A 19,900-nucleotide genomic window follows, 5' to 3' on the forward strand; every position below is an offset into this window, starting at 1 on the left:
CCTTTTGAATTCACTTTAAATAAGTTTTTTTGCAATTATAGAACAAGCTTCATCCAACATGTTATAAACATTTTCAAAACCTTGATCGCCCCCATAGTAAGGGTCGGGTACCGTGTAGTTTTCTTTGGGATAAATTTCATTTAAAACGAAATCGACTTTGGCTTTATCGTTATCATCGCGAGCTAAAGCCATAACATTTCTATAATTTGATTCATCCATAACATAGATTAAATCGAAACGATCGAAATCTGAAACATCAAATTGTCTCGCTTTCAATTTGGAGATGTCTAATCCATATTTTTTTGCTACAGCTACAGATCTTCGGTCTGGCTGACTGCCGGAATGGTAATTGGCCGTTCCGGCAGAATCAACTGTAAATGAATTTCGTGGTAATTTGGCTTTTAAAATGCCTTCAGCTAATGGTGAACGACAAATATTGCCTAAACATACCATTAATATATTTGTCATTTAAAACAGATTTTTAAACAGACAGTTTTTTTGTAATATCTTCGACATACTTTTTAAATTGCTTGTCTGTCGTTGTTAAGTTATCTACGGTTTTACAAGCGTGAAGCACGGTGGCATGATCACGTTTACCTATTTGTGAGCCGATACTTGCCAATGATGCTTTGGTGAACTTTTTAGCAAAGAACATGGCTAATTGTCTGGCTTGCACAATATGACGTTTTCTTGTTTTAGATTGTAGTGTGCTTACATCCATTTGGAAATAGTCAGACACAACCTTTTGTATATAGTCAATTGATACTTCTCGCTTGGTGTTCTTTACAAACTTTTCAACCACGATACGCGCTAAATCGAGTGTTACTTCTTTTTTATTGAATGAGGATTGTGCTATTAATGAAATAATGGCACCTTCTAATTCACGAACATTCGATTTTATATTTTTAGCAACGTAGTCAATAATTTCTTCAGGCATATCTACGCCATCACGATATAATTTGTTTTTAACAATTGATACGCGTGTTTCAAAGTCAGGTGTTTGTAATTCAGCCGAAAGTCCCCATTTAAAACGTGATAATAAGCGTTGTTCAATATCCTGCATATCAACCGGAGCTTTATCACTGGTTAATATAACCTGTTTGCCGTTTTGGTGCAAATGGTTAAAAATATGGAAGAATACATCTTGAGTTCCAGTTTTGCCAGATAAGAATTGAACATCGTCAATAATTAACACATCGATAATTTGATAAAAGTGAATAAAATCATTTCTATTGTTCTTTTTAACCGAATCGATGTATTGCTGTGTAAATTTCTCAGCCGAAATGTATAAAACTGTTTTTTCCGGATACTTGTCTTTAATATCAACGCCAATAGCGTGAACAAGATGGGTTTTTCCTAAACCAACACCTCCGAAAACAAGTAAAGGGTTAAATGATGTGCCTCCAGGTTTAGCTGCTACTGCTAATCCTGCACTTCGTGCTAATCGGTTTGAATCACCTTCCAAAAAGTTTTCAAAACTGTAATTCGGATTTAACTGCGATTCAATTTTAACATTTCTAATACCAGGAATAACGAATGGATTACGTAATTCTGGATTTTTGTTTTTCAAAGGAATATCGACTTCCTGTGACTTTACAGCACTTCTGTTTGAACTTGGAATCTTCTCAGTAAACGGTTGCTTATTGCCGTAGGTGTTTTCCATTTTAATAATGTACACCAGTTTGGCTTTTTCTCCTAATTCTTTAGTTAATGATACCTTTAGTATCTTTACGTAATGTTCTTCAAGCCATTCGTAAAAGAATTTACTAGGAACTTGAATGCTTAGGGCGTTGTCAGTGAGTTTAACTGCGATTATTGGTTCAAACCAAGTTTTGTAAGCTTGCGGTTGGATGTTATCCTTAATAAATTCAAGACAGTTATTCCAGACCGTTTGCGCAGTTCTACTCATTGTTTAATTTTATGGATTTGTTTGTTGTATTAAATGAAAGAGAAAAATATATCTCTTGTTGTTCTTTGGCTCGGCAAATATGTGAACAAAAATCTTAAAAAAAAAATCAATTGCTATTGAATTTTTGCAAAAAATTACTCATGTTAGTGCCTTTGCCGAAACTACAAAAAAATATTTAATTATCCTTATGAAAATCGATGAAATACAAATAAGAGTGCGTTATGGTGAAACCGACCAAATGGGGGTGGTATATCACGGAAATTACGCATTATATCTAGAGATGGGACGTATTGAGTGGCTTAGAAAGCTTGGAATTTCCTATAAGTCAATGGAAGAAAATGGTGTTATGTTACCCGTTGTTTCTATGTCGGTAAACTATAAAAAATCAGCGTGTTATGATGACGTGATTAATGTAAAAACTCAAGTAGCTAAAATGCCTACTGCAAAAATTGAATTTGAATATGAAATTACTAATGAAGCAGGTGAAATTTTAACAACAGCAACTACTACTTTGGTGTTTATAGATATGAAAACAAACCGTCCTATGCGCGCCCCTCAATACATACTGGATGCTATTAAGAAATAGTCTAAATTTCTTTAATTTTTATTTCAAATAATTGATTGAATATTTCAAATATATTTTTGGCGTCTTTTTTTCTAACCGAGATGGTAATTTGGCAATCTAATTCCAATTTTTGATGGCTAATATTTAGATTTTTTTCCTTGATTATGCGCATTACTACATTCATATTTTTATAATCGAAAGTAATAAGGAAGTTTTTATTGATGGTTTTTTCTATTATGAAGGCTTCCTCAAGGGTTAATTGCGCTGTCGTTTTGTAGGCGCTAATTAAACCACCAACGCCTAATTTAACACCTCCAAAATACCTCACTACCACAATTAAAACATTTGTAAGATCAAACGATTGTATTTGTCCGTAAATAGGCATCCCTGCCGAATTGCTGGGTTCGCCATCGTCGTTTGCTCTATAGGTTATGTTTTCGGTGCCAAATTGGTAGGCATAGCACCAGTGTCTGGCTGAATGATGTTCTTTCTTTAGTAATTCTATTTGGTTTTTTACGTCATCTTCATTTAACACCGGGAAGGCGTAACCGAAAAATTTGCTGTTTTTATCTTTATACAGTACACCCTTAACAGGTGCTTTTATGGTTTTGTAAATATCAGAGTTATCCAAATCCATTAAAATAAATTTGTTTTAAAAAGGTTTGTTATATCTTCTGTTTTTGGGTTAATGTTCCAGGTTTTTATACCTAAAGTTTCGGCTGTTTTGCAATTATCAGCGTTATCATCTATAAAAACACATTGGTTTACATTTAAATTATTCTCTTTTAACACAAATTCGAATATATCTTGATTTGGTTTTCTAAGCTGAATTTCATGAGATAAATAAAACTGATTGAAACAAGCTTTGAATTCATCAAAAAACGTAACGTGTTCTTTTACCCAATCTATATGTAGTTCATTGGTATTACTAAGTAAAATAAGATTGTAATTGCCTTCTTTTTTTATTTGTTGAAGGAATTCTAGACGATGTTTTGGAAAATCTTTTAGCATGTAATTCCAAATGGTAACCAATTCTTCACGAGAAAGGTTAGGGAAGTTTTCGCTGTAAAAGTCGATGAACTCCTGAGTTGAAATTAATCCTTGCTCATAAAAGCTGTTAAAGGCTAACATTTCTTCCGAAAATGTTTCGATTTTGAATTTTTCTAAAGCTAAAGCTAAATTGCCTTCAATGTCCAGGTTTATAAAAACATTTCCAAAATCAAAAATTAGAGTATTAATCATTTAAATATATTTTCAGCGTATCGTTTATAATGTGTTCTTTTGAAATTAATCGTCCGGTGAGCTTCGGTGATTTACAACCAGAACCAAAGGTTGTTGTTCCTGTAAAAATTCGCGCTTCATCCCATAAATTTTCATCAATAAATGATTGAAGTGTTTTCGTGCCACCTTCTATAATTACTGAATTGATGTTGTGATTGTGTAACACATCGCTAACTTGCTGGGCTAAAGGTTTTGTGAAATCGATGATGTTTTTTGTAAGAGTAAGGGTTTGTGCTTCATGGTTAAAAACACTAAATGTTTTTGGTAGCTTTTCTTCTCGATCTATTACAACGCGAATAGGGTTATGCCCAGTCCAGTCTCTTGAAGTTAAACTCGGATTGTCTTGGAGTACCGTATTTGTACCGACTAATATTGCTTGCTCTTCGGTACGCCATTTATGAACCAATTGACGTGAATATTTGTTAGTTATCCAAACTGGTTTTTTTTCTGTTCTAGTTTCAGGAGCTATAAACCCATCGGTGGTTTCTGCCCACTTTAGAACTATGTAAGGTCTTTTTTTATTGTGAAACGTAAAAAAACGTTTATGATGTGCTTTGCATTCATTTTCTAATACGCCAACGGTGACATGACATCCTGCACTACGCAATTTTTCTATTCCTTTTCCTGCAACTAAAATATTGTCATCTAAGCAGCCTATAACGACTTCAGGTATTTTATGTTTAATAATTAAATCGCTACATGGTGGTGTTTTACCATAATGTGAACAAGGCTCTAAAGTCACATATATGGTAGCTTGCTTTAGTATTTCTTTATCTTTTACAGAGTTAATTGCATTAACTTCGGCATGATTACCGCCATATGCACTTGTAAACCCTTCACCTATAATTAGGTTTTTATGCACAATAACACTGCCTACCATAGGGTTTGGTCGGGTAGTACCCAGTCCATTTTTGGCAATTTCCAAGCAACGTTGTATATAGCGTTCGTGCATATTCAATTTTGGTTATTTAATTTTTATTTCGTCGGTTTTATCTAAATTGTAAGAATATGAAAATCCAAAAATTTTATAAGTGATATCACCTTTGTATTGCACTTTTATTTTTCTGCTAAATAAACTACCTAATAAACCGCTAAGACTTTTGTCACTAAACAAACTATCGGTTGGGATTTCGGCATGTATAGGTATTGTAAATTCTTTTTCGGCAGGAACATCGAAACGTTCAGCCGAAACCTGTCCCATTTCGTTGTCATTAACATAAATTTTAATAGCTTCGGTCTCTAATTGTCCGCCAATAATGTTAGGATTTAGAAATAACGCGTCGGCAGTAATTGTAATACGTTTTGAATTTGAATCTGTAACATGAATATTTTCAACTCTTAAGAATTCTGGCTTTTCTTTTACCGAACAGCTTAAAAAAGTCATTAATATTGTTGATAAGATTATAAGTCGTTTCATGTGGTTTTTTCAGGATTTAAGTATCTTCACTTGCGCAAAAAAAAGTAATTAAAGTGAACAAAGATACTATAGTTATTCGAGAAATTCAGGCGAAAGATAATTTGTCTATTGAAGGAGTTATACGCGCGTGTTTTCACGAATTTAATATCCCTTTAGAAGGCACAGCGTATCAAGACCCCGAAACGAAAAGTATGTTTGAAGCCTATCAGGAACCAAATTCTATTTATTTTGTAGTTGAAAAAAATGGTGTCGTGATGGGTGGAGGTGGATTAAAACCTTTAGCGGGAAACAATAAGGGGTGTTGTGAAATTCAAAAAATGTATTTTGCGCCCGAAATAAGGGGAGCCGGTTATGGTAAACTTGTTTTCGAAAAGTGTTTGGCAACGGCGAAAAAATTAGGTTTTACATCTTGTTATATAGAATCTGCTCCCCAGTTAAAAGCAGCGATACATATTTACGAATTATATGGGTTTAAACACCTCGATGGAGCTCTAGGAAATACAGGGCATTATTCATGTGGTGTTTGGATGATTAAAGAATTATGCGATTAAAAAACATACAGGAAAAGTTTCACAAGGCATTAGATGCTATTTATGGAAAAGAAGAAGTAGACGCTTTCTTTTTCAGTCTTTCTGAATCCTATTATAACATGTCGAGAATTAAACTCGCCATGGATCCAAGCTTTTCAGTAGATGATTCTGATAAAATATTTCAAGCTCTAGAGCGTCTAAAAAAGGAGGAACCTGTTCAATATATTCTTGGGGAAACCGAATTTTATGGACTTACTTTTAAAGTGAACCCATATACACTAATTCCAAGACCTGAAACTGAGCAGTTGGTGGAATGGATAATTAAACATCAACCTGAATTAACAAATGACACTGTAAATATTCTGGATATCGGAACCGGTAGTGGGTGCATAGCTATTTCATTAGCCAAAAATATACCAAAGGCGAAAGTATATGCCTTAGATGTAAGCCCAGAAGCGCTGCTAATGGCTCAAGAAAATGCAGAAATTAATGATGTTGAACTCGAGTTTGTAGAAGCCAATATATTACATCCTGAAACCTGGAATGATAAATTTAAAAACTTAAAGTTTGATATTATTGTTTCCAACCCACCTTATGTAAGAGAACAGGAAAAACAATTAATGAAGCCCAATGTGTTAAATAATGAGCCGCATTTAGCATTGTTTGTAAAAGATGACAATCCGCTGTTATTTTATAACGCAATAGCAAAATATGCAAGTTCAAATTTAAAACTGCAAGGTGCTTTGTTTTTTGAGATAAATGAATTTTTAGGTCGAGAGATGATTCATTTATTAACCAGTAATAATTTTAAAAATATTCAATTAAAACAAGATGTCTTTAAGAAAGACAGAATGATAAAAGGAGAAAAGCATTAGTAATTATCCCATGAATACAGAACAATATATAAAACAGCTTAGAGAAGAATTAAATCAGCATAATTATAAGTATTATGTTTTAGATACACCAGAGATTTCAGATTATGATTTCGATTTAAAACTTAAAGAACTTCAAGAGTTGGAGGCTAAACATCCAGAGTTTTTAGATATGAATTCTCCAACTCAGCGTGTAGGTGGTGCTGTAACTAAAAATTTTGAAACTGTAGCGCACGAGCATCGCATGTATTCCTTGGATAACTCGTATTCAAAGGAAGATTTACAGGATTGGGAAACCCGAATTAAAAAGCTGGTTGATGGTGATATTCAGTATACGTGTGAGTTAAAATACGACGGAGCTTCTATTAGTTTAACCTATGAAGCAGGTCAATTAGTAAAAGCAGTGACACGAGGCGATGGATTTCAGGGGGATAATGTAACTGCAAATGTGCGTACCATAAAATCGGTACCCTTACAATTGAAAGGTGATTTTCCAGAAAAGTTCGATATACGAGGAGAAATAGTTTTGCCTTTCGATGGGTTTAATAAAATGAATGAAGAGCGTATTGAAATAGGAGAGGAGCCGTATCGAAACCCAAGAAATACAGCTTCAGGAAGTTTAAAGCTTCAAGATAGTGCCGAAGTAGCCAAACGACCTTTAGAATGTTTGTTGTATAATTTAACAGGAACAAATTTAGGAGTAAACACGCAATTTGAAAGTCTGGATAAGGCTCGTCAATGGGGATTTAAAGTGCCGTCGGTTGCGAAACTAGCGCATTCTATTGATGAAGTCTTAGAATTTATAGACTACTGGAATGAAGAACGCCATAATTTGCCTTATGAAACCGATGGCGTTGTGATAAAAGTAAATAATTTACAACAGCAAGAGGAGTTAGGTTATACAGCAAAGGCACCACGATGGGCTATGGCTTACAAGTTTAAGGCTGAACAAGTTTCTACAAGACTTAATAGTATTACTTATCAGGTAGGTCGAACCGGTGCTATTACACCTGTGGCAAATTTAGAACCTGTCGAATTGGCGGGTACAACTGTAAAACGTGCCTCATTACATAATGCAGATCAAATCGAAAAGTTAGATGTTCGTGTAGGAGACGAAGTATATGTGGAAAAAGGAGGTGAAATAATACCTAAAATACTAGGGGTCGATTTAACATTGCGCCCAACAGATTCTGTGCCTACGCAATATATTAAACATTGTCCGGAATGTAATACAGAACTTATTAGACATGCTGGCGAAGCACAACATTATTGCCCAAACTATAATGGATGCGAACCTCAAATTATTGGACGTATTCAGCATTATATTTCTAGAAAGGCCATGGATATTGAAGGTTTAGGAGGAGAAACGGTGACTTTATTAGTTAAACAGGGTCTAATAACTAATTATTCTGACTTATATGAAGTTACAAAGGAACAAGTTATTCCTTTGGAACGTATGGCAGAAAAAAGTGCTGATAATTTAATAAAGGGTATTGAAGCGTCTAAGAATATTCCGTTTGAAAGGGTTTTATACGCATTAGGGATTAGATACGTTGGTGAAACTGTTGCTAAAAAACTTGCTAAACATTATAAAAGTATTGATGCCATAGCTGAAGCTTCTCTTGATGAATTAGTAAATGTTGATGAGATTGGTGTAAAAATAGCTGAAAGTGTACGGACCTTTTTCGCTTCCGAAGAAAATTTACAAATTATCAATCGTTTAAAAGCTTTTGGAGTACAGGTAGAAATTTCGCAGGAAGAATTAAAGGGACAAACCGATATATTAAAGGGGTTAAGCATAGTGGTTTCTGGTGTCTTTAATAAAGTATCGAGAAACGAATTAAAAGCGCTTATCGAGAAAAATGGAGGAAAAGTAAGTAGTTCAATTTCGTCAAAGACTAGTTTTTTAGTTGCTGGAGATAAAATGGGGCCAAGTAAGCTAAAAAAGGCGGAAAGCCTTAATGTAGAAATAAAAAGCGAGTTTGATTTCCTACAAATGATAGGTGTTTAATGATTATTAATCGATAAAATGTATTTTTTTGTCGTTTAATTACATTATTTGTTTATATTTGTCCTTGATTATTAGATTGCTATCATGTTTAAATTAAAAATAATTGAGGGTTTGGTTATGATAATTTACATATTGTCTGTCTTGTTTCAGTTTACGGGACATGAACACTTGGCTTATTACAGTAGTTCGTTAATAATACCGGTGATTACCATTGTGTATTTTTTGAGAGTAGATAGAAAATCGTTGTTTTTCAGCTTGTTTTTGGTATGTTTCTCAATTTCCGATTTATTAGTGTTCTTAGAGGATATTCAAGGATATAATAAAATAGACTATTTCTTAGGAAACGGGCTTTACATATTGTCTTATATTTTCCTGATTTTAGAAATATGTAAATCCTTAAATTTTAAATATGTAATAAAAAACTATATTATACATTTATTAGTGTTAACAGTATTAAGTGTTTATATTGTATTTGCATTACAAAATACCGTTGTTCCCTATGTTAGTGCAGCCAATGAATATTGTATAGAATTAATATACAATATTGTATTGTTAACCATGCTTTCTTTTGCCTTGTTAGGTTATTTTTACAAAGATAATGTTAAAGCTCTTTACCTATTTTTAGGAGTACTTTGTGTAGTCTTTGCAGAAGTAATATGGGTAGCTTACACTTATATATCTGAACGTAACTTACTAAATGTATTATCAACCACACTTTATCTTATTGGTTTTTACTTCTTTTATAAGCAATCAAAATTGTTAGAAGAACAATTGGATAGCATTGAAATAGTATAGTTTTTTATTTGGTTTTGTAAGACTTTATCCTTAAAGGTGTCCTTTTATCGATTAAAAGCTATTTTTTTTGGGTCAAATACATGTCTTTTCTAAATTAGCTGCACCTACTTATGAAATTACCATGAAGACTGAATTTACCAAAATGCCAGACAGTGTGTTTTTTATGACCATGTCGTTTTTAATTGCACTTAGTATTATAGCAACGTTAACTTCCAATGCTTGGTTAGTTAATCATAATGTGTTGCTATTCATTCCTCTCTTTTCACTTGTTTATTTTATAAAGTACAAAAGAATGAATATTAGTGTAATTGCTTTTATTTTATTCTCGTTTATTGGAGATGCTTCTCATTTGTTTTTTAACGCCAATATGGAAGTAACGGCGTCAAGTGTATTTTATTTAATTGGAATATTTTATTTAATTTTTCAAAGTGTTAAAAAATTTAAGCTTAAAGTTATAAAGGGTATTATTCTAGGGTATTTACTAGTGGTTTTTTTAATAAGTACCTTCTTTGTATTGCAAGTATACCAAGCCTTAAAATTAGTTTTAGAAAGTTCTATTGAGCCAAAATTATTTGCGCTTATAAGTATTAGTTTGGCTGTTTTAACTATTATCTCATTTGGAGTATATTTAAAAACACAGTCCAGAACATCAACTATGTTTTTTATTGCTGCAATAAGTTTGTCTTTTTCTGTCGGTTTAAATTATATAAACCTGTATTATATTAATCATGACGTTTTCGTAATTTTAGAACAGTCATTTTATGCGTTGTCATTGTATTTTATTTTCAAATATGCCGCGGTAAGTTGGAGCTATAGTCAGGAATCTAGATTGGATTATGACTTTGGTTCGGAAAATATTTTCGTTTAAATATTTATAGAAGTTCCGTTAACATGCGAAGGTTTGTTGTTGTTAAAATAAAAATCCAAACGGCCTAATTTAATACCCCAACAGCCTGCTTGGTTTACTAGTGTTGTTTTGTTAGCTAAATTTTTTACAACCGTGGGGTTTTGCATAAATGTATGCGTGTGTCCCCCTATAATTAAGTCGATATCTTTTGTTAATGTTGCAAGTTTTAAATCACTTATTTTATCTGAGTTATCATATTCGTAGCCTAAATGGGACAAGCAAATAATTAAATCACACTGGTTTTCATATTTTAGAATACGAGTCATGTCCTGAGAGATTTCTACAGGGTCCAAATATTTGGTTTCTTTGTAAAAATAAGGAACTACTTTACCTAAAAGATCAATTCCTAATCCGAATACGTCAATTTTTTTGCCTTCAAGAATATAGATTTTAAATGGTTTCGTATGATAATGCATTATGGTGTTTGAAAAGTCGTAATTAGAGCAAATAAAATCGAAACTAGCATGTGGGAGTTGTTTATATAAACCCTCAATGCCGTTGTCGAAATCGTGGTTACCAAGCGTAGCAGCATCATATTTAAGCATGCTCATAAGTTTAAACTCTAACGAACCACCGTAATAGTTAAAATATGGGGTGCCTTGAAAAATATCGCCAGCATCAAAAACTAAGGTATTTGGGTTTTCCTTTCTAATATTTTCAATAAGTTTAGCACGTCTTGCTATACCGCCCTGATTTACATATTGACTATAGTTAGGATTAAAGGGATCGATCGATACTTCCATGAGCTAATACAACCATGTCTATTTCTTTTCCGGTTTTTTGCTTAAAAATAGGGTTTGCCTCTTGGTAAATGGCGTCGCTTATTAAATTCCATAAAGAGTTGTTAAGAGGGGCATCATATTTTGTAAATCTACCTGCCGAGTATGCTAAAACAGAATCTAAATTATTATTTAAATGCGTTCGTTAAGGTTTAATAAAACTTTCGATTTTTGAATTTTCAGGAAGACTATCTGAAATTAAAATTTGTGAAGCTTCAATTCTTGAAAGGTGAAATTTTGTGCGCTTACAACTGATAAATAGTGATATATATAACAAAAAAAATAAATATGTAAACCTCATATTTTTAATGGATTTTTTGAATCTAGTTTTGTTACCTTTGCGCAAATTATAAAGATAGATGATTTTAAAGGGTTTTAAGGAAAAATCTAATAAAAAGTACTTAAACAAATTGTTGTTAGAGCGACAAGTGCAGGTTGCTGACAGTAAAATTGAAAGTTTAGGCATCATCTTTAATATTGATGAAATTGATGATTTCGAACGATTTAGAGAATTGGCCGAGTACATTAAGGTGCGTCCTAATCGCGTAAAAATAATAGCGTTCTCTCAGTCAGAAAAAGAGATGCAGCATACGTGGGATGTATGTTACAATCCTAAAGATTTTGGTTGGAAAGGAGCAATAAAAAATGCAGAGCTTCAAACGTTTTTAAATACAAAGTTTGATGCTTTAATAAGTTTTTATGATAAAGACTTACTGGAATTGCAGTTAATAACAGCAATATCTCAGGCCCAATTTAAAATTGGTATTTTACAATCAGACGAGCGTTTTAACGATCTTATCATTAAAACAAAATTGGAAGAATTTGATGTATTTAAAGAGGAACTTTTTAAATACCTAACTATATTAAATAAAATAAAAAATGAGTAAAAAGTTTCTAGGAACTGGAGTTGCATTGGTTACACCTTTTAAAAAAGACCAAAGTGTCGACCATGAAGCTTTAACCAACATAGTTAATTTCAACATAGAAAATGGTGTTGAGTATCTTGTTATTTGTGGCACAACCGGTGAGGTCGTTACCCTTACAAAGCAAGAGAAAAAGGAAGTTGTTGAAACAGTTGTTAAAGCGAATAATGGTCGTGTACCGATGGTTTTAGGTATTGGAGGTAATAACACGGCTCTGGTTGTAGAAGAAATAAAATCAACTGATTTAAGCCGGATGGATGCTATTTTGTCGGTTTGTCCTTATTACAGCAAACCAACACAAGAAGGTATTTATCAGCATTTTAAAGCTATTTCAGAGGCTTCTCCTGTAGATATAATTCTATATAATGTACCAGGTCGCACTGCTAAAAATATGGAGGCTTCCACAACGCTGCGTTTGGCTAAAGATTTTGAAAATATTGTTGGTGTAAAAGAAGCAGGTAATAATACAGGGCAATATCTAGATTTACTAAAGGACTGCCCTGAAGATTTTTCTATAATATCAGGAGACGACGATTTAGCTCTTGGCGTAGTTTTAGCAGGTGGTGCTGGTGTAATTTCGGTTATCGGACAAGGGTTCCCAAAGGAATTTTCTGAAATGATTCGTTTGGGCTTAGAAGGTAAAGCTAAAGACGCTCATGAAATCTATTTTAGGCTAATAGACGTTATTGGTTATATTTTTGAAGAAAATAACCCGGCAGGTATAAAAGGCGTGTTTGAAGCTTTAGGTTACTGTAATGATACGGTAAGATTACCGTTAGTGCCTGCAACCGCTGGCTTAAAAGCTAAAATAAAAACATTTGTAGAAAACTTTTAGTTTGATAAATAAGATAAAAGATCCAGGAGTAGGTAATGCCTCAGCACAGTATGCCAAGCGTATGCTTAAAACGGATGGTTCTTTTAACTTAAAGTACAAGAATAAACCACGAAAATTTTCCGAAGCTTATCACTTTTTGGTAAATATTTCGTGGTTTTATTTTTTTAGCCTGTCATTTTTGATAGGCTTTTTGGTTAATGCGCTATTCGCTATAATATATTTGATTATAGGAATAGAAGAAATTGTAAAACCATCGGGAAGTGTATTTCAGGATTTCCTTAATGCTTTCTTTTTTTCAACACAAACCTTTACTACTGTCGGTTATGGGGCAATGTCTCCACATGGTATTTTAAGTGGATTTGTTGCTTCGGTAGAAGCTTTTCTAGGATTAATGCTGTTTGCCTTCGTTACTGGTCTTATTTACGGAAGGTTCTCAAAACCGAAATCGGCTGTAAGATTTAGTGAACATTTAATTTTACGAGACTTTAATCATGGTCGGGCAATTATGTTTAGGCTTGTGAATAACCGTAAATCGGTAATGATAAAGCCAAAAATATCAGTAACATTAATGCTTTCTGAACCAAATGAAGCAGGAGAATATCAAAATAATTTTTATCTCTTAAAATTAGAACGTAACGAAATAGATTATTTACCAACCACTTGGACTGTTGTTCATGAATTAGATGAAGAGAGTCCTCTTTATGAAATTTCAAACCAGGAAATTGTTAAATTACACGGAGAACTTATTATCATGATGAGTTATTACGACGAATCTTTTAATCAGGAAGTTCATAAAATTCATTCTTATCTTTTAAATGAAGCTAAAATAGATTACAAATTTGCTAAGGCTCAAAACTTTAATAAACAAGGGGCTTTAGTCTTGGATTATGATCTTTTTGAAGCCATCGAACCGTACAAAAGTTAAATATTACTTAATCCTTGCTAGTACTTTATAACAACAATTATTTTAGCAATAAATAATATTTTTAAAATCCATATTATTAACGTAATTTTGCGTCTTGTTTTAAAGCAATGAAATATGCATATTTACAATAAATTAGGTATGTTTATAAGATGCATATGACGTTTGATAATTGAAACAGGTAATAACAACAAATGAAAAGATATCTTTATTTAATATTAACAGTCGCATTATTAAGCTCTTGTAGCGAATATCAAAAAACGTTAAAGTCGGAAGATGTAGCTGCAAAGTATAAAATGGGAGAAGAACTTTATAACGAAGGTAAGTATACTAAAGCAAATAGGCTTTTTGAGCCACTTATTGCAAGTTATAGAGGAAAACCCCAAGCCGAAAAGTTAATGTATTTGTATTCTAAATCGTTATTCGAAATTGGCGATTATTATACAGCAGGATATCAGTTAGAACGTTTCGCTACCAGCTACCCTAAAAGTGAAAAAATAGAAGAAGTCTCTTTTTTAGCAGCGAAAAGTTTTTACATGCGTTCGCCTATCTATTCAAAGGATCAAACAGAAACAAAAGAAGCTATTGAAAAACTTCAGGGGTTTATTAATAAATTTCCAACTTCCGAATATCAGTCTGCAGCCAATGAGCTGGTAAAAGAATTGGATTTTAAATTAGAAAAGAAAGCTTTTGAAATAGCTAAGCAATATAATACGATTTCCGATTATGAGGCTTCTATAAAGTCATTTGATAATTTTGTTATCGAATTTCCAGGATCTTCATTACGAGAGGAAGCTTTTTATTACAGGCTAGATTCTGCTTACAAAATTGCAGTAAATAGTGTTGAATATAAAAGAACTCTTAACGGAATTGTGCCATTAAAAAAGCAGCGTTTAGAGCAAGCAAAAGAATTTTGTGATGCATTTAAAGAATCGTATGCAAGTTCTAATCATATTGAAGAAGTCAATGAGATAGGATTAATTTTAGACGAAGAAATAAAAAATTTATAGCATAAAAAGTTAAATTATAAAAACGATGGATTTAAAGAAAACCAATGCTCCTGTTAATACCATTACGTACGACAGAAATCAAATTGACGAGCCAACTGGAAACATTTACGAGTCAATTTCTATCATCTCAAGACGTGCTGAGCAAATTAACACAGAGATTAAAAAAGAACTTATCGATAAGTTAGAAGAGTTTGCTACTTATAATGATAGTTTAGAAGAAATCTTTGAGAACAAAGAGCAAATTGAGGTATCTAAGTTTTACGAAAAATTACCAAAACCTCACGCTTTAGCTGTTCAAGAATGGTTAACCGATAAAGTTTATTTTAGAAACACTGAAGAAGACAATCAGTAATACGTTTTTAAAATGTCAATATTAAGCGGCAAGAACATACTATTAGGAATTAGTGGTGGTATTGCCGCTTACAAAACCGCTTCATTAGTTAGGTTATTTATAAAGTCGGGTGCTCATGTAAAAGTTGTAATGACGCCTTCAGCTAAAGATTTTATAACCCCTTTAACCTTATCTACACTTTCTAAACATCCGGTTTACTCTTCATTTACAAACGAAGAAGACGATAATGCCGTTTGGAACAATCACGTCGATTTAGGCCTATGGGCCGATTTATTTGTTATCGCTCCAGCCACAGCAAATACCCTGTCTAAAATGGCTAATGGTGTTTGCGATAATTTATTACTTGCCACCTATTTGTCTGCAAAATGCACTGTGTATTTTGCGCCTGCGATGGATTTAGATATGTACAAACACAAAAGTACCCTTAATTCTTTTAAGTCGCTAGAAGCATATGGAAACATTATGATTCCTGCCGGAACTGGAGAATTGGCAAGCGGATTGGTAGGCGAAGGGCGCATGGCAGAACCAGAAGATATCGTTACTTTTATTGAACAAGATATTCTTGATAAGTTACCACTTCGCGGAAAAAAAGTTTTAATTACTGCTGGTCCAACTTATGAAGTTATAGATCCGGTTCGTTTTATAGGAAACCATTCTAGTGGCAAAATGGGCTTTGAAATAGCAAAAGCGGTTGCCAATTTAGGAGGTGAAGTGATATTGGTATCAGGACCAACAAACCAAAAAGTAAATCATAGTTTAATACAGGTTGTTTCTGTAACAAGTGCACAAGACATGTATGAGGCTGTACATGAATATTACGCTTCGGTTGATGTAGCAATCTGTTCGGCAGCGGTTGCCGACTATAAACCAAAACAAGTGGCTTCTCAGAAAATAAAAAAGAAAGAAGCAGCGTTAACTTTAGAGTTAGAGAAAACTCAGGATATATTAGCATCACTAGGAAAAAGTAAAAAACATCAGTTTTTGGTAGGTTTTGCCTTAGAAACTAATAACGAACTAGAAAATGCAAAAGACAAGCTAAAAAGAAAGAATTTAAATTTAATTGTGTTAAATTCGTTAAATGATAAAGGAGCCGGTTTTAAAGGCGATACTAATAAAGTAACCTTTATCGATAACAAGAATAATATTGATGAGTTTCAATTAAAATCTAAAGCAGAAGTTGCTAAAGATTTGATAAATAAAATATTAAAACAAATTAATGCGTAACATTCTTCTAGTTTTATTCTTCAGTTTAAGTCATCTTGGCTTTGCCCAAGAGCTAAATTGTAATGTTGTTGTTAATGCACAGCAAACAGGAAATGAAAATTTTCCCATTTTTAAAACATTAGAAAAACAACTTATCGAGTTTATAAATAATACGAAATGGACCGATAAACCCTTTGCACTTCAAGAGCGTATTGATTGTAGTTTTATTGTGAATGTAACCAATTATAGTGGAGAAGCATTTCAAGCTTCGCTTCAGGTGCAGTCATCCAGACCGGTGTATGGTTCTTCATTTAGTACTCCTATTTATAATTTTAACGATAAAGATTTTAATTTTAGATATTTAGAATATCAAAACTTAATTTTTAATCCAACACAGTACCAGTCTAATTTAGTATCTGTAATCGCCTTTCACGTGTATATGGTTTTAGGTTTAGATGCCGACTCGTTTGCACCAAATGGTGGTGATCCGTATTTTAGGCAAGCCCAAATTATTACAAATTACTCACAACAAGATAATTTTAAAGGGTGGAAGGTAGAAGACGGTTTACAAAGCCGTTTTGCATTAATCGATAATATTTTATCGCCAACGTTTAAAGAATACCGCCAGGTGATGTACGATTATCATAGACAGGGATTAGATATAATGAACGATAATCCTAAAACCGGCAAGGAGGAGGTTGCAACTTCTTTAAAAAAATTCCAATCTATGAATTCACGTCGCCCCAATTCATTTTTACTTCGAACATTTTTCGATGCAAAGGCCGATGAAATTGAACAAATTTTTACTGGTGGTCCTAGTGTAAATATCGCCAGTGTTAAGGAAACGCTTCAAAAAGTTGCGCCAACTTATAGCAGTAAATGGCAAAATATTAAGTTTTAGGTTAGGTAACTTTTAAACTTTCAACGTCTAAACTTTCAATTTGAATGTTAACATCACTTTCAATTAAAAATTATGCATTAATCGATCAGTTAAATGTAAATTTTAACGATGGGTTTTCAATTATTACAGGAGAAACTGGAGCAGGGAAATCTATTTTATTAGGAGGGTTGTCTCTAATTCTGGGTAAACGTGCCGATTTAAGTAGTTTAAAGGACAGCTCGGTAAAATGTGTTATTGAAGCCGTTTTTAATATTTCAAATTACCATTTAAAAGATTTTTTTGAAGCTGAAGACTTGGATTATGACGAACAAACTATTATTCGTAGAGAAATATTACCTTCGGGAAAATCCAGAGCGTTTGTAAACGATTCGCCTGTAAACTTAAGTAGTTTACAATTATTGGGTGAGCGTTTAATCGATATTCATTCTCAACATCAGACGTTGGCTTTAACTACAGATACATTCCAGTTTCAGGTGATTGATGCTTTGGCTAATAATGACAGTAACTTACAAAAATATACTTCTGAATTAAAATCATATAAAACATTAAAAAAGGAATTAAAATCACTTTTAGAATTTCAGGCAGAAGCAATAAAAGAGCACGACTATAATAGTTTTTTGTTAAATGAATTACTTGAAGCCCAATTAGTTGATGGTGAATTGGAAGCTCTTGAAGAAGAGTATGAAAGTTTGAATAATGTAGAAAGTATTAAAGATAATTTAGGAGAAGCTTACCAGTTATTAACAGATGAACAAATTGGAGCTATTAGCACTTTAACTGCTTTAAAAAGTACATTACAAAAATTAAGTTCCTTTGGAAGTAAATATGAGGATTTATACAACAGGGTAAATAGCAGCTTAATAGAACTGGATGATGTTTACCGAGAAGTGGATGTGCTTAAGGATGATTTGGAAGCGGATCCTAACCGACTAGAAATAGTCGATTCTAAATTACGTTTGCTGCATAATTTAATGCAAAAACACGTGGTGGAATCAGTTTCTGAGCTCATAAATATAAAGGAACAACTTGAACAAAAAGTAGCCGTTACCGAAAATTTGGATGAGGATATTCAACATAAAGAGCGTGAGATTAATGCAAAGTCAGAGGCACTTGATAAGCTTGCTAAAACCATTCACGATAATCGCTTTAAAGTACTTCCTGAATTAAAAGCACAGTTAGAATCTATTCTTTCGGGCTTAGGTATGCCGAATGCACAGTTTAGTATAGAAGTGAGGCTAAAGGATGAATATTTATCAAACGGAAAAGATGAGTTGTCATTTCTGTTTTCAGCTAATAAGGGCGGAAATTATAATGAACTAAAGAAGGCGGCGTCCGGAGGTGAACTTTCCAGAATTATGCTTGCCATAAAATCAGTATTGGCAAAATATATTCAGTTGCCCACCATTATGTTTGATGAAATTGATACAGGAGTTTCTGGTGAAATATCTAATAAAATGGGGGATATTATGCGGGAAATGAGTAAGACAATGCAAGTGTTTTCAATTACGCATTTGCCGCAAGTAGCTGCCAAAGGACATACACATTATAAGGTTTATAAAGAAGATATTAACGAGGTAACACACTCTAATTTAGTGCAATTAAATCACGACGAGCGAATTGTTGAAATTGCTCAAATGTTAGGGGGTGTGGAAATGTCTTCTTCTGCTATAGCACACGCCAAAGAATTATTAAACTGAAAAAAGTGAAAAGTGTTAAATTAAAAGTTTAAAGTTTATTATTTTTGACCTCTAATAGTTTATACAAACTATACGAATTAACGGAAAAACAATTTTAAAAATGTCATATAATTTATTAAAAGGAAAAAAAGGAATCATTTTTGGGGCTTTAGACTCAAATTCGATTGCATGGAAAACAGCAGAACGTGTTCATGAAGAAGGAGGAGAGTTTGTTTTAACTAATGCGCCAGTAGCAATGCGTATGGGACAAATTAACGAATTGGCTGAAAAAACAGGTTCTCAGGTAATTCCTGCCGACGCAACATCGGTTGAAGATTTACAAAAGTTAGTAGAGCAATCTATGGAGATTTTAGGAGGTAAGATAGATTTTGTACTTCACTCTATTGGTATGTCTATTAATGTGCGTAAAGGCAAACACTATACCGATCAAAATTACGATTGGACACAAAAAGGGACTGATGTTTCTGCTATGTCTTTTCATAAAGTTATGCAAACCCTTTATAAGGCCGATGCAATGAATGAGTGGGGTAGTATCGTGGCTTTAAGTTATATGGCTGCGCAACGCGTGTTTCCAGATTATAACGATATGGCTGACAATAAGGCCTATTTAGAGAGTATTGCTCGTAGTTTTGGGTATTTCTTTGGTCGAGATAAAAAAGTACGTGTAAATACTATTTCTCAATCGCCAACACCTACTACAGCAGGTAGTGGAGTAAAAGGTTTCGATGGTTTTATTGCCTATGCCGATAAGATGTCGCCACTTGGTAATGCCACAGCTTTAGATTGTGCAAACTACTGCGTAACCTTATTCAGTGATTTAACAAAACGTGTAACATTACAAAACTTATATAACGATGGTGGATTTAGCAACATGGGTGTAAGCGATGCAGTAATGAGTACTTTTGTTGGTGAAGAATAAAATTCAATTAATAAGCCTATATAAAGCCGCCTTATTTAAGGTGGCTTTTTTATTAGGATTAATTACATTTGT

22 protein-coding genes are annotated in these 19,900 nt (G+C 33.2%); 15 read left to right on the plus strand and 7 right to left on the minus strand.

Features of this window, described 5'->3' with window-relative positions; translation table 11 throughout:
• Positions 1 to 15: 15 nt before the first annotated feature.
• Positions 16 to 468 (minus strand): low molecular weight protein-tyrosine-phosphatase, encoded by a 453-nt coding sequence (locus tag ICJ83_RS10765; protein WP_188230400.1) that lies wholly within the window; start codon positions 466 to 468, stop codon positions 16 to 18.
• A 13-nt stretch (positions 469 to 481) separates the two neighbouring features.
• Positions 482 to 1,909, minus strand: coding sequence for a chromosomal replication initiator protein DnaA (gene dnaA / locus ICJ83_RS10770; RefSeq protein WP_188230401.1), 1,428 nt, complete (start codon positions 1,907 to 1,909; stop codon positions 482 to 484).
• A gap of 187 nt (positions 1,910 to 2,096) precedes the next feature.
• Between dnaA and ICJ83_RS10775 the strand changes: the two genes are divergently transcribed.
• Positions 2,097 to 2,495 carry an acyl-CoA thioesterase gene (locus ICJ83_RS10775; RefSeq protein ID WP_188230402.1) on the plus strand — a complete coding sequence of 133 codons (399 nt, stop codon included), beginning with the start codon at positions 2,097 to 2,099 and terminating at the stop codon, positions 2,493 to 2,495.
• 1 nt (position 2,496) lies between these two features.
• Here the strand turns inward: ICJ83_RS10775 and ICJ83_RS10780 are convergent, their stop codons facing one another.
• Genes ICJ83_RS10780 through ICJ83_RS10795 form a run of 4 tightly spaced genes read right to left on the minus strand, consistent with a single transcriptional unit; the run spans position 2,497 to position 5,172 of the window.
• Positions 2,497 to 3,111: an IMPACT family protein gene (locus tag ICJ83_RS10780; protein ID WP_188230403.1), complete on the minus strand. Its 615-nt coding sequence runs from the start codon at positions 3,109 to 3,111 to the stop codon at positions 2,497 to 2,499.
• Positions 3,111 to 3,716, minus strand: coding sequence for an HAD family hydrolase (locus ICJ83_RS10785; RefSeq protein ID WP_188230404.1), 606 nt, complete (start codon positions 3,714 to 3,716; stop codon positions 3,111 to 3,113). The genes ICJ83_RS10780 and ICJ83_RS10785 overlap by 1 nt, the downstream gene beginning before the upstream one ends.
• Positions 3,709 to 4,713, minus strand: coding sequence for a bifunctional diaminohydroxyphosphoribosylaminopyrimidine deaminase/5-amino-6-(5-phosphoribosylamino)uracil reductase RibD (ribD, locus tag ICJ83_RS10790; RefSeq protein WP_188230405.1), 1,005 nt, complete (start codon positions 4,711 to 4,713; stop codon positions 3,709 to 3,711). Before ribD ends, ICJ83_RS10785 begins: the two co-directional genes overlap by 8 nt.
• A gap of 6 nt (positions 4,714 to 4,719) precedes the next feature.
• A complete protein-coding gene (locus ICJ83_RS10795) occupies positions 4,720 to 5,172 on the minus strand; it encodes an LEA type 2 family protein (protein ID WP_188230406.1) in 453 nt (150 codons plus the stop codon).
• Between the two features lie 53 nt (positions 5,173 to 5,225).
• Here ICJ83_RS10795 and ICJ83_RS10800 point away from each other — a divergent pair, with 53 nt between their 5' ends.
• From ICJ83_RS10800 to ICJ83_RS10820, 5 genes are all read left to right on the plus strand, one after another.
• A complete protein-coding gene (locus ICJ83_RS10800; protein ID WP_188230407.1) occupies positions 5,226 to 5,723 on the plus strand; it encodes a GNAT family N-acetyltransferase in 498 nt (165 codons plus the stop codon).
• Positions 5,714 to 6,577: a peptide chain release factor N(5)-glutamine methyltransferase gene (gene prmC / locus ICJ83_RS10805; protein ID WP_188230408.1), complete on the plus strand. Its 864-nt coding sequence runs from the start codon at positions 5,714 to 5,716 to the stop codon at positions 6,575 to 6,577. The genes ICJ83_RS10800 and prmC overlap by 10 nt, the downstream gene beginning before the upstream one ends.
• A gap of 10 nt (positions 6,578 to 6,587) precedes the next feature.
• Positions 6,588 to 8,585, plus strand: coding sequence for an NAD-dependent DNA ligase LigA (gene ligA, locus ICJ83_RS10810; protein WP_188230409.1), 1,998 nt, complete (start codon positions 6,588 to 6,590; stop codon positions 8,583 to 8,585).
• 84 nt (positions 8,586 to 8,669) lie between these two features.
• Entirely contained in the window at positions 8,670 to 9,380 is a 711-nt protein-coding gene (locus tag ICJ83_RS10815) for a hypothetical protein (RefSeq protein WP_188230410.1), read from the plus strand.
• 67 nt (positions 9,381 to 9,447) lie between these two features.
• Entirely contained in the window at positions 9,448 to 10,248 is an 801-nt protein-coding gene (locus tag ICJ83_RS10820) for a hypothetical protein (protein WP_188230411.1), read from the plus strand.
• Here the strand turns inward: ICJ83_RS10820 and ICJ83_RS10825 are convergent.
• The gene (locus ICJ83_RS10825) at positions 10,245 to 11,030 is read right to left on the minus strand and encodes a bifunctional metallophosphatase/5'-nucleotidase (protein ID WP_188230412.1); all 786 of its coding nucleotides are present in this window, start codon (positions 11,028 to 11,030) and stop codon (positions 10,245 to 10,247) included. The genes ICJ83_RS10820 and ICJ83_RS10825 overlap by 4 nt on opposite strands.
• Positions 11,031 to 11,425: 395 nt before the next feature.
• Here ICJ83_RS10825 and ICJ83_RS10830 point away from each other — a divergent pair, with 395 nt between their 5' ends.
• The 9 genes from ICJ83_RS10830 (at position 11,426) to ICJ83_RS10870 (ending at position 19,828) form a co-directional block, all read left to right on the plus strand.
• Complete coding sequence (locus ICJ83_RS10830) at positions 11,426 to 11,953, plus strand: DUF6913 domain-containing protein (RefSeq protein ID WP_188230413.1); 528 nt, start codon at positions 11,426 to 11,428, stop codon at positions 11,951 to 11,953.
• Positions 11,946 to 12,824: a 4-hydroxy-tetrahydrodipicolinate synthase gene (gene dapA, locus ICJ83_RS10835; RefSeq protein ID WP_188230414.1), complete on the plus strand. Its 879-nt coding sequence runs from the start codon at positions 11,946 to 11,948 to the stop codon at positions 12,822 to 12,824. Before ICJ83_RS10830 ends, dapA begins: the two co-directional genes overlap by 8 nt.
• 1 nt (position 12,825) lies before the next feature.
• Entirely contained in the window at positions 12,826 to 13,749 is a 924-nt protein-coding gene (locus ICJ83_RS10840; RefSeq protein WP_188230415.1) for an ion channel, read from the plus strand.
• 191 nt (positions 13,750 to 13,940) lie between these two features.
• A complete protein-coding gene (locus tag ICJ83_RS10845) occupies positions 13,941 to 14,756 on the plus strand; it encodes an outer membrane protein assembly factor BamD (RefSeq protein WP_188230416.1) in 816 nt (271 codons plus the stop codon).
• A gap of 25 nt (positions 14,757 to 14,781) precedes the next feature.
• Positions 14,782 to 15,108, plus strand: a complete 327-nt coding sequence (locus tag ICJ83_RS10850; protein ID WP_188230417.1) for a DNA-directed RNA polymerase subunit omega — start codon at positions 14,782 to 14,784, stop codon at positions 15,106 to 15,108.
• Positions 15,109 to 15,120: 12 nt separating this feature from the next.
• The gene (gene coaBC, locus ICJ83_RS10855) at positions 15,121 to 16,332 is read left to right on the plus strand and encodes a bifunctional phosphopantothenoylcysteine decarboxylase/phosphopantothenate--cysteine ligase CoaBC (RefSeq protein ID WP_188230418.1); all 1,212 of its coding nucleotides are present in this window, start codon (positions 15,121 to 15,123) and stop codon (positions 16,330 to 16,332) included.
• Positions 16,325 to 17,212 (plus strand): type IX secretion system protein PorD, encoded by an 888-nt coding sequence (porD, locus tag ICJ83_RS10860; protein WP_188230419.1) that lies wholly within the window; start codon positions 16,325 to 16,327, stop codon positions 17,210 to 17,212. The genes coaBC and porD overlap by 8 nt, the downstream gene beginning before the upstream one ends.
• A gap of 44 nt (positions 17,213 to 17,256) precedes the next feature.
• On the plus strand, positions 17,257 to 18,909 hold the full coding sequence (gene recN, locus ICJ83_RS10865; protein WP_188230420.1) for a DNA repair protein RecN: 1,653 nt from the start codon (positions 17,257 to 17,259) through the stop codon (positions 18,907 to 18,909).
• 100 nt (positions 18,910 to 19,009) lie between these two features.
• Entirely contained in the window at positions 19,010 to 19,828 is an 819-nt protein-coding gene (locus ICJ83_RS10870) for an enoyl-ACP reductase FabI (protein ID WP_188230421.1), read from the plus strand.
• The last annotated feature ends 72 nt before the right edge of the window (positions 19,829 to 19,900 follow it).

This window comes from Aestuariibaculum sediminum, from assembly GCF_014596945.1.
Taxonomy (GTDB): domain Bacteria; phylum Bacteroidota; class Bacteroidia; order Flavobacteriales; family Flavobacteriaceae; genus Aestuariibaculum; species Aestuariibaculum sediminum.